2 protein-coding genes are annotated in these 1,619 nt (G+C 68.6%); both read left to right on the forward strand.

The window, feature by feature from the left end:
- Positions 1–60: 60 nt before the first annotated feature.
- Positions 61–852 (forward strand): amino acid ABC transporter permease, encoded by a 792-nt coding sequence (locus tag WBQ80_RS16990; RefSeq protein WP_336573572.1) that lies wholly within the window; start codon positions 61–63, stop codon positions 850–852.
- Positions 849–1,619, forward strand: a complete 771-nt coding sequence (locus WBQ80_RS16995) for an amino acid ABC transporter ATP-binding protein (protein WP_337282616.1) — start codon at positions 849–851, stop codon at positions 1,617–1,619. Before WBQ80_RS16990 ends, WBQ80_RS16995 begins: the two co-directional genes overlap by 4 nt.

The following is a 1,619-nucleotide window of genomic DNA, read 5'->3' on the forward strand; positions in this document are numbered from 1 at the left end:
CCCACAGCACTCGCGCGGCCCGCACCGGACCATTCCCCTCTTTGAACAACGGAGCACATCATGGACTGGCTCGACAACCTCGTCGCCACCTTCCTCGACTTCGACGCGATGTGGCAGGTGTTCCCGCAGCTGCTGGGCGTCGGGCTCGTGAACACCCTGGTCATCTCGATCGCCGCGACCGTGATCGGCGTCGTGCTCGGCATGATCATCGCGATCATGGGCATCTCCCGCTCGCGCTGGCTGCGCGTTCCCGCCCGGATCTACACCGACATCTTCCGCGGCCTGCCCGCGATCCTGACCATCCTGCTGATCGGCCAGGGCTTCGCCCGCGCCAGCCAGCAGGTCTTCGGACCCTCCCCGTACCCGCTGGGCATCCTCGCCCTGAGCCTGATCGCGTCCGCGTACATCGGCGAGATCTTCCGCGCCGGCATCCAGTCCGTGGACCGCGGCCAGCTCGAAGCGTGCCGCGCGCTCGGCATGAGCTACGGCAACGCCATGCGCCTGGTCGTCGTCCCGCAGGGCGTGCGCCGGGTCCTGCCGGCACTGGTGAACCAGTTCATCGCGATCGTGAAGGACTCCAGCCTGGTCTACTTCCTCGGCCTGCTCGTGTCCGAACGCGAGCTCTTCCGGGTCGGCCAGGACGCCGCGGTCCTGACCGGCAACCTGTCGCCGCTGGTGATGGCGGGCCTGTTCTACCTGGTCATCACGGTGCCGCTCACGCACCTCGTGAACTACTTCGACGACCGGTTCCGCACCGGACGCCGCAAGCCCACCCCGCCCAAGTCCGGCCTCGACGAGGTCGAAGAGCAGCGGGCCACGCCGGTCTCGCTCACCTACGGAGAGAACTCATGACCTACACCTCCCCGGTCCCCGTCACCGACGGCCACCTCTACACCGGCTCCAGCCTCGAACTGCAGGGCCTGACCATGGCCTACGGCGACATCGAAGTCCTCCGCGACGTGTCCCTGACCGTCGCGCCCGGCACCACCACCTGCATCATCGGCCCGTCCGGGTCGGGCAAGTCCACGCTGCTGCGCGGCGTGAACCGACTCCACGAACCCAGCCGCGGCGACGTGCTCCTCGCGGGCGAGAGCGTCCTGGCGCAGAAGCCCGACGTGGTGCGCCGCCGGATCGGGCTGGTGTTCCAGCACTTCAACCTGTTCCCCGACCACACCGCGCTCGAGAACGTCGCCCTCGCCCTCCGCAACGTCAAGCGCCTCTCCAAGGCCGAGGCGAACCGGGTCGCCCACGAACGCCTCACCGAGGTGGGCCTGGCCGACCGCGCCGACCACCGCCCCCGCGACCTGTCCGGAGGACAGCAGCAACGCGTCGCGATCGCCCGCGCCCTCGCCATGGAACCCGAGGTCATGCTCTTCGACGAGGCCACCAGCGCCCTCGACCCGGAACTGGTCAAGGGCGTACTCAACCTCATGGCCGGCCTCGCCCAACGCGGCATGACCATGCTCGTCGTCACCCACGAAATGGGCTTCGCCCGCAAGGTCGCCGACCAGGTCGTCTTCATGGACGAAGGCCAAGTCGTCGAACACGGCCACCCCGACGACCTCTTCGACCGACCCCAATCCCCCCGCCTCCGCCGATTCCTCAGCGAGGTGCTGTGA

It is taken from the genome of Agromyces sp. CCNWLW213 (assembly GCF_037199545.1).
Taxonomy (GTDB): domain Bacteria; phylum Actinomycetota; class Actinomycetes; order Actinomycetales; family Microbacteriaceae; genus Agromyces.